This window comes from Mycobacterium sp. E1386, assembly GCF_001672745.1.
Lineage (GTDB): Bacteria > Actinomycetota > Actinomycetes > Mycobacteriales > Mycobacteriaceae > Mycobacterium.
On sequence record NZ_LZKH01000079.1, the window covers coordinates 44,350 to 52,127 of the forward strand.

At 68.0% G+C, this 7,778-nt stretch carries 6 protein-coding genes and 1 pseudogene; 5 read left to right on the forward strand and 2 right to left on the reverse strand.

All coding sequences use genetic code 11. The annotated features are described in order from the left end of the window. Positions 1 to 80: 80 nt before the first annotated feature. From A5709_RS08945 to A5709_RS08960, 4 genes are all read left to right on the forward strand, one after another. Positions 81 to 1,346 (forward strand): aspartate kinase, encoded by a 1,266-nt coding sequence (locus A5709_RS08945; protein WP_067943410.1) that lies wholly within the window; start codon positions 81 to 83, stop codon positions 1,344 to 1,346. Further along, a complete protein-coding gene (locus A5709_RS08950; RefSeq protein ID WP_068119505.1) occupies positions 1,347 to 2,393 on the forward strand; it encodes an aspartate-semialdehyde dehydrogenase in 1,047 nt (348 codons plus the stop codon). Positions 2,394 to 2,400: 7 nt separating this feature from the next. Continuing rightward, a complete protein-coding gene (locus A5709_RS08955) occupies positions 2,401 to 3,543 on the forward strand; it encodes a DUF4185 domain-containing protein (RefSeq protein ID WP_067943414.1) in 1,143 nt (380 codons plus the stop codon). Between the two features lie 66 nt (positions 3,544 to 3,609). Then, the gene (locus A5709_RS08960; RefSeq protein ID WP_231971943.1) at positions 3,610 to 5,337 is read left to right on the forward strand and encodes an NAD-binding protein; all 1,728 of its coding nucleotides are present in this window, start codon (positions 3,610 to 3,612) and stop codon (positions 5,335 to 5,337) included. A gap of 14 nt (positions 5,338 to 5,351) precedes the next feature. Here the strand turns inward: A5709_RS08960 and A5709_RS08965 are convergent, their stop codons facing one another. Continuing rightward, positions 5,352 to 6,860 (reverse strand): sensor domain-containing protein, encoded by a 1,509-nt coding sequence (locus tag A5709_RS08965; RefSeq protein WP_068119508.1) that lies wholly within the window; start codon positions 6,858 to 6,860, stop codon positions 5,352 to 5,354. Between the two features lie 269 nt (positions 6,861 to 7,129). On the opposite strand from A5709_RS08965, the gene A5709_RS08970 reads away from it, so the two are divergent. Further along, on the forward strand, positions 7,130 to 7,510 hold the full coding sequence (locus A5709_RS08970; protein ID WP_067943418.1) for a hypothetical protein: 381 nt from the start codon (positions 7,130 to 7,132) through the stop codon (positions 7,508 to 7,510). Positions 7,511 to 7,705: 195 nt separating this feature from the next. Here the strand turns inward: A5709_RS08970 and A5709_RS28760 are convergent. Continuing rightward, positions 7,706 to 7,774 (reverse strand): annotated as a pseudogene (locus A5709_RS28760) (hypothetical protein); the annotation flags it as partial. Between the last annotated feature and the right edge of the window lie 4 nt (positions 7,775 to 7,778).

The window sequence follows — 7,778 nt, forward strand, 5'->3', positions numbered from 1 at the left end:
TAGCAACGCTGGGTAAACCGTTATGCGCAGCCACGTATTCTGTTGTGGGCTTAAAACGTGGCGGAAGGGCGGGAAAAGTAGTGGCGCTCGTCGTGCAAAAGTACGGCGGATCCTCGGTGGCCGACGCCGATCGAATCCGTCGTGTCGCCGAGCGCATCGTCGCGACCAAGAAGCAGGGGAACGACGTCGTCGTGGTGGTCTCGGCCATGGGCGACACCACCGACGACCTGATGGACCTTGCCCAGCAGGTGTGCCCCGCCCCGCCGCCGCGCGAACTCGACATGTTGCTGACCGCCGGCGAGCGCATCTCCAACGCGCTGGTGGCCATGGCGATCGAATCGCTGGGAGCGCAGGCGCGCTCGTTCACCGGTTCGCAGGCCGGCGTCATCACCACCGGCACCCACGGCAACGCGAAGATCATCGAAGTCACGCCGGGCCGCCTGCGGGATGCGCTCGACGAGGGGCGCATCGTGCTGGTCGCCGGGTTCCAGGGGGTCAGCCAGGACACCCGCGACGTCACCACGCTGGGCCGGGGCGGTTCGGACACCACCGCCGTCGCCCTGGCCTCCGCGCTGCACGCCGACGTCTGCGAGATCTACACCGACGTCGACGGCATCTTCAGCGCTGACCCCCGGATCGTGCACAACGCCCGCAGGCTGGACACCGTGACGTTCGAGGAGATGCTCGAGATGGCGGCGTGCGGCGCCAAGGTGCTGATGCTGCGCTGCGTGGAATACGCTCGCCGCTACAACATTCCGGTGCACGTCCGCTCGTCGTACTCGGACAAGCCGGGCACCGTCGTCAAGGGATCGATCAAGGACATCGCCATGGAAGACCCCATCCTTACCGGAGTCGCGCACGATCGCAGCGAGGCGAAGGTGACCATCGTCGGCATCCCCGACATCCCCGGCTATGCGGCCCGGGTGTTCCGGGCCGTCGCGGAGGCCGACGTGAACATCGACATGGTGTTGCAGAACGTCTCCAAGGTCGAGGACGGCAAGACCGACATCACCTTCACCTGCTCGCGGGACAGCGGGCCGACGGCGGTGGCCAAGCTGGATTCGCTCAAGGACGAGATCGGGTTCACCCAGCTGCTCTATGACGACCACATCGGCAAGGTGTCACTGATCGGTGCGGGCATGCGCAGCCACCCGGGCGTCACCGCGACCTTCTGTGAGGCCCTGGCGGAGGTGGGCGTCAACATCGAGCTGATCTCCACCTCCGAGATCCGCATCTCGGTGCTGTGCCGCGACACCGAACTAGACAAGGCCGTCGTGGCGTTGCACGAGGCGTTCGGGCTCGGCGGCGAGGAGTCGGCGACGGTGTACGCGGGGACGGGCAGGTAAATGGTTGCCATCGGCGTCGTAGGCGCCACCGGCCAGGTGGGCCAGGTGATGCGCAGGTTGCTCGACGAGCGGGACTTCCCCGCGACTGGTGGTGAGTTAAAGGTGAGGTTCTTCGCGTCCGCCCGCTCGCAAGGGCGCAAGCTGGAATTCCGCGGCCAGGAGATCGAAGTCGAGGACGCCGCGAAGGCGGACCCGACCGGCCTGGACATCGCGTTGTTCTCGGCCGGCAAGACGATGTCGCTGGTGCAGGCGCCACGGTTCGCCGCGGCTGGGGTGACGGTGATCGACAACTCGTCGGCGTGGCGCAAGGACCCCGAAGTGCCGCTGGTGGTGTCCGAGGTGAACTTCGAGCGGGACGCCCACCGCAGACCCAAAGGCATCATCGCCAACCCGAACTGCACCACGATGGCCGCGATGCCGGTGCTCAAGGTGCTGCACGACGAGGCCGGGCTGACCCGCCTGGTGGTGTCGAGCTATCAGGCCGTGTCGGGCAGCGGGCTGGTCGGCGTCGAGGAGCTGGCCACGCAGGCGCGCGCGGTCATCGACGACGCCGAGCAGTTGGTGCACGACGGCTCCGCGGTCGAGTTCCCGGCGCCGAAGACCTATGTCGCGCCGATCGCCTTCAACGTGGTGCCGTTGGCCGGGTCGCTGGTAGACGACGGCTCGGGGGAGACCGACGAGGACCAGAAGCTGCGGCACGAGAGCCGCAAGATCCTCGGCATCCCCGACCTGGCGGTCAGCGGGACCTGCGTGCGGGTGCCGGTATTCACCGGGCACTCGTTGTCGATCAACGCCGAATTCGCGCGGCCGCTGTCGCCCGAGCGTGCGCGGGCGCTGCTCGACGGCGCGCCCGGCGTCAAGGTCGTCGACGTGCCGACCCCGTTGGCGGCCGCGGGCGTCGACGAATCGCTGGTCGGCCGCATCCGGCAGGACCCCGGTGTCCCCGATGGGCGCGGCCTCGCCCTGTTCGTCTCGGGAGACAACCTGCGCAAGGGGGCGGCGCTGAACACCATCCAGATTGCCGAGCTGCTGGCCGCCCAGCTGTAATAGGCGGGTGAGCACCGCCCACGCCCGACTGGTCGCGCGGTGCTCGCTTGCTGTGATTCTGTTTGCGCCGCAATGGTTTTGGGCCGCGCACGCCGACCCGCCCGCGCCGGTCCCCGAGCCGATCGTTCAGCCGCTGGCGCCCGGTCAGGTGCTGCGGATCGGCCCGACGGCCGGCACCGGCACCCCGACCGGCGACTACGGCATCGGCGCGACGGATCTCTGTGAGTTCGTCGAGTTCCCCGCCGAGCTGTTGCAGGTCTGCGGCGACAGCTTCGCCGGCCAAGGCGTCGGGTTCGGCGGCTGGTACGCGCCGGTGGCGCTGCGCGTGGACACCGCTTCCGTCGACGACCCGGCCGGCGTGCGCTACACCGGCGTGACAGGGGTCAGCAAACCGCTGCTCGCCGACCCCGCCCCGCCCGGCGCCTCGCAGCTGCCCGCGGGCGTGGTGCAGATCAACCGGCGCAACTACATGATGGTGACGACCACGAAGAACCTGGAGCCGCAAAGCTCCCGGCTCGTCGCGGCCGAACCCGCGCGGGCGGGCTGGCAGACCCTCGCGGGATCGCGGCGACCCGCGTCGTACCAGGGCGGCTCACAGACACAGATCAGCGGCTACTACGACCCGATCCCCACGCCCGACTCGCCCACCGGATGGGTGTATATCGTCGCCGACAGCTTCACCCGTCGGGATCCCGTCGTGCTGTATCGGGCCACCCCGCAAACGTTTACCGACCGGTCCCGTTGGCAGGGCTGGGCGGCCGGACCCGACGGCGGCTGGGGCAAGCCCCCCACCCCGCTGTGGCCGGACGCGGTGGGCGAGATGTGCGTTCGGCAGATCGACGGCAAGGCCGTGCTGTCGTATTTCAACGCGGTGACGGGCAACATGGAGGTCCGTGTCGCGAACGACCCGACGTCGCTTGGCGACGCACCGGTGACCACGGTGGTGCAGCACGACGAGTGGCCCGAGCCCGCGGAGAGCCTGCCGCCGCCCTACGACAACCGGCTCGCGCAGCCGTACGGCGGATACATCTCGCCCGGCTCGACGCTCGACGAGCTGCGAATCTTCGTCAGCCAGTGGGACACTCGCGCGCGCGTGGCCGCGCCGTATCGGGTGATCCAGTTCGCCGTCAACCCGTTCAAGCCGGACTAGCGAGAAGCCGCCTCCCGCCGGGGCGATATGCCAGACATCGCTGACCAGCGGTGAAACGATATTGGCGTGAACGACAGTCGCGGCGCCCGGGGCTCTGTGCGGACTTTTCTGTGGTCCGTCGCAGGTCTGGTGTCCTACTACCGCTGGCATGTGCTCGCCGGGCTGGGCGTGGTGGCGCTGGTGCTGGGAAACATCGGGTTCTGGCAGTTGTGGAGACGGCATCCCGAACCGAGCGACATCGTCTTCTGGAGCTTCAAGCTGTTCACCGCGTCGACCCCGGTCGACGACCACCTGCCTGTCACGCTGGATATCGCCCGCTTCCTCGCGCCGCTCGTCGCCGGCTTCGCGGGGCTCAGCGGCCTGGCGTCGCTGTTCCGCGACCGCGTGCAACAGATGCGCGTACCGCTGATGAGCGGTCACGTGGTCCTGTGCGGGCTCGGCGATGTCGGCAGCGCGTTTCTGCACCACCTCCGCGAGGCCGGGGACCGCGTGGTTGTCATCGACTCGGACGCGGCGAACCCGAACATGCAGTTGTGCCACGGCTGGGGGGTGCCGGTCATCGTCGGCGACGCGCAGCAGGAACGAACCCTGCAGGCGGCCGGTGTCCGGCGCGCGGCGCGGCTGCTCGCGCTGTGTCCGCATGACGCCGTCAACACCGAGATCGTCGCCGTTGCCAGCCTGCTTGCGGGTGGCCGTTCCGGGAACGTGCTGACCTGTCTGGCCCAAATCGCGGACCCGGAGCTGTGCGCGCTGCTGAGGATCCGGGAGGCCGAGCGCGCGGCGTCGGCGCTCGACTTCTTCAACACCGACGAGATCGGCGCGCGGTCGCTGCTGGATGCGTTTCCCGTCGGCACCGGGTGCGACCGCCCGCACATCCTCATCGCCGGCCTCGGCGACTTGGGTGCCTGGGTGGCATACCACGCGGCACGCGAGTGGTATGAGCACCGTGCCGACGACGCCGGGGAGCTGGTGGTCACCGTCGTCGACAACCAGGCCGACCACCGGGTGCAGTTGCTTCTCGGCCACTATCCCGCCCTCGAGCAGGTGTGCAGCTTCATCACCCTGCCCGCCTCGGTCAGCAAGATCCACCGGCTGCGCGCCTATCACGCCGATGCGGGAGCGCCCCCGCTGGCCCGCGCCTACGTGACCGCCGACAACGACGAGCAGGCCGTTGAGCTGGCGTTGCAGTTGAGGCATGAACTGGATCCCGCCGTCCCCTTGGTGGTCGCGCTGACGCGGTCGCGCGGAGTCGCCCGGCTCCTCGATGAGGCCGGCGGCGCGGGGGGACCCGACATCGATGTCTTCCCGACGCTCGAACGAACCTGCACGGTCGAACTCACCCGCGGCGGTTCGTACGAGGCGATCGCCCATGCCATCCACCGCCGCTGGTGCGCCGAACAACTCGCTTCCGGTAAACCCGCGCCACCGTGGTCGGAGCTGGACGAATCACGCAAAGATTCCAGCCGCGCGCAGGCGCGCCACATTGCGGTCAAGCTGAGAAGCGTCGGTTGTGATCTTGCGCCCCTGCGGGATTGGGACGCATCGGAATTCGCGTTCAGCACCGACGAGGTCGAGACGCTGGCGGTCGCCGAGCACGACCGCTGGATGGCCGAGCGCCTCGCCGACGGCTGGTCTCTGGGCGAGAAGGACATCGAAAACAAGAGGACCCCGTATCTGGTGGCATTCTCCGACCTGCCCGACGACGTCGCCGACTACGACCGCGTGTTCGTTCGGGAGATCCCCGCCCTGCTCGCCTCGGCCGGCCTGCAGATCATCCGCACCCAGCGGAAGTGAGAACGGCCGCCAGTTCAGAACTTCGGCCCTGCGGACTTCGGCACCTTGACGGCCATTTTCGCGGCGATCACGCTGCCCTGATCGGTGATGTGGTCCCCACACACCTTCACGTCGATCACGTAAGCGGATGCCGCCTGCAACACCCGCTGGCACGCGTAGCTGGCAACGTTGCCCTGTTGCCTGTACATCTGGGTGATCTGCGGGGCGTGCCCGGTGAGGTTTTCGACGACCCACGTGTACGCGCGGCCGTTGTCCAGGTAGGTCGCGGTCACCGTCTTCCCGTCGCAGGCCGCCCACTCATTGGCCGAGCGCCGCACGAAGTCCAGGGCTTGGTCTCTGGTCGAAAAGGCCGCCACGGCCTGATCGACGAAGTGGTGATTGCCCTCGCCTGCCCGCACCCAGCCACCCGAATCCTCCAGCGCCGCCCAGTCGAGTTGCTTTTCTCCGCTGTCTTCATACGTCAGGTCCGCGCCGGGATAGAGCACGCCCATGCACCACCGCGGTGACACGTCAACCGCCTTGCTGACGTCCTTGAACGTCTTGCCTTGGTTGTCCGGGGTTTTCGCCATATTGGAGGTGCCCGTGATGGAGTTGATCTCCGCGTCGCTGAGCAGGATGGATTCCAGGGACACCGGGGCGGGACCCGGCTTGGGGCGGAGCAGCAGCACCGCGACGACAACGATCGCGATCAGAACGGCCAAGCCCGCGCCGCCGGCGATGACCCACCTGGCGCGCGGCCGGTGACTCTTACCGACCTTGGGAGCGTGCGGAGGCGCGGCGTCGGCGCCGTCCGCCGTGACCGCTCCCGATTCGGGCTCCGCCGGCGCGCCGGGGACCGTGATCGGTGCGGCTGCCGCGGTCGCAGGTTCCTCGTCCACCGACTTCAGCAGGGCATCGATGCTGTTTCGCGCCTGATAGGTGACGTCCGGACGATCACGCAGCTTGGACAGCAACCGGGCGATGTCGCGGCGCGCAGCCGGATCGGCCCCGTCCTCGCGAAGCCCCGCCTTCAGCTCCGACACCAACTCGGCCTGCTGGCGGGCGCTGAGCTCCGGGTCCGCGAGGGTATGGCCCAGCCGCATCAGGTAGGCGAAGGGCACCGGCGGTTCTTCTGGCAGGGGTGAAGGCAGCGGCTCAAGCTTGTCCTTCAATTCGTGCACCGCTTCGATCAGCTGAATGCCGCTGTCCACGGTCGGATTTCGGTAGTCGATGACCTGCGTCTCCGCCAGCGGAGTGAGGCGCATGGAATCGACCGGGCCCACCTGCACGGGAAGGATCGGACGGCGCAGAGCCTCGGCGTAGCGCAACTCGGCTTGACACGGTTTCGATGCGATCGAGTTGTTCGACAGCGCAAAGACGAACACGTCGCAGCCCCGGATTTCCTCGAGGATGGTGCGCCACCATGCGTCACCGCCGCCCAACGTTTCGTCAACCCACACGTGCTGACGCGCGTCCCGCAACGCCTTCAACAGATCCTGGATCGCCGCCTTGTCCTGGCTGGAGTGACTGACAAATAGCGTCATGCTTTCTCCTGATGCAGGGTCGGCGGTTTGTCGGTCTGCGGGCGGACGCGGTTGAGGCGTTTCAGGCAGCGTAAATCTTCGGCGGTGGAGCGGGTGGCTGATTGGGTCGCCGCGAATCGACGGGGTCCGGGCGGAAACGGGGAGCCGGTCCGGCGACGGCGATGAAGCCGCCCTGGCCGTTCTACCAGGTAAGACGGCCGCTCAGCTCACAGCTGCTACTTAAGTAATGCATAGCCGCGACTGGTGTTAACACCTTCATCATTTGTCTCATGAGTGAAACATCCGAAACCCCCACTGTGCGGACCTCCACCGCAACTGCGCCAGCGGCCGCCGCGGAAGCGGCGGCGGCCTACCGGGCCCCGCGGGTCTTCCAACTCGCCGCGTGGGTCGCCATCGTCGCCGGGATCGTGTTCATCGTCGCGGTCATCTTCTTCACCGGCTTCATCCTCGGCCATCGCGGCGGCCACCACGGCCACCACCACCACAAGCACCACGCGGCGTGGATGCACCCGCACCGCATGGGCGGTCCGGGCGGTCCCGGTGCCCAGCAGGGTGGACCCGCCGGCATCCAACAGGGCGGCCCCGCGTCGGCGACCCCCGGCGCCCCCGGCCCGAGCCAGATCCCGTCGTCGGTCGTCCCGTCCAGGTAGTCAAACCCGTTCCCGAACAACCAGCGGCCCGGTGCTCACCAGAGCACCGGGCCGCGTGTCGTTTCATCACCGGCAACTAACCGCCGGATCCCGATTCACAGCAAGTTTGTGGGACGAACCTGTTATGCCCGTCGCGACGCTGGGCATGATTCAGGAATGAGTGAGACACCCGAACCGTCGTCGACCCCGCCGCCGCCTGAACGGGCGACCCAAAATGGCCAGCGCCGGCGCGATTTCGGCGACGTTGGTGGTCCAGGACACCATCTAC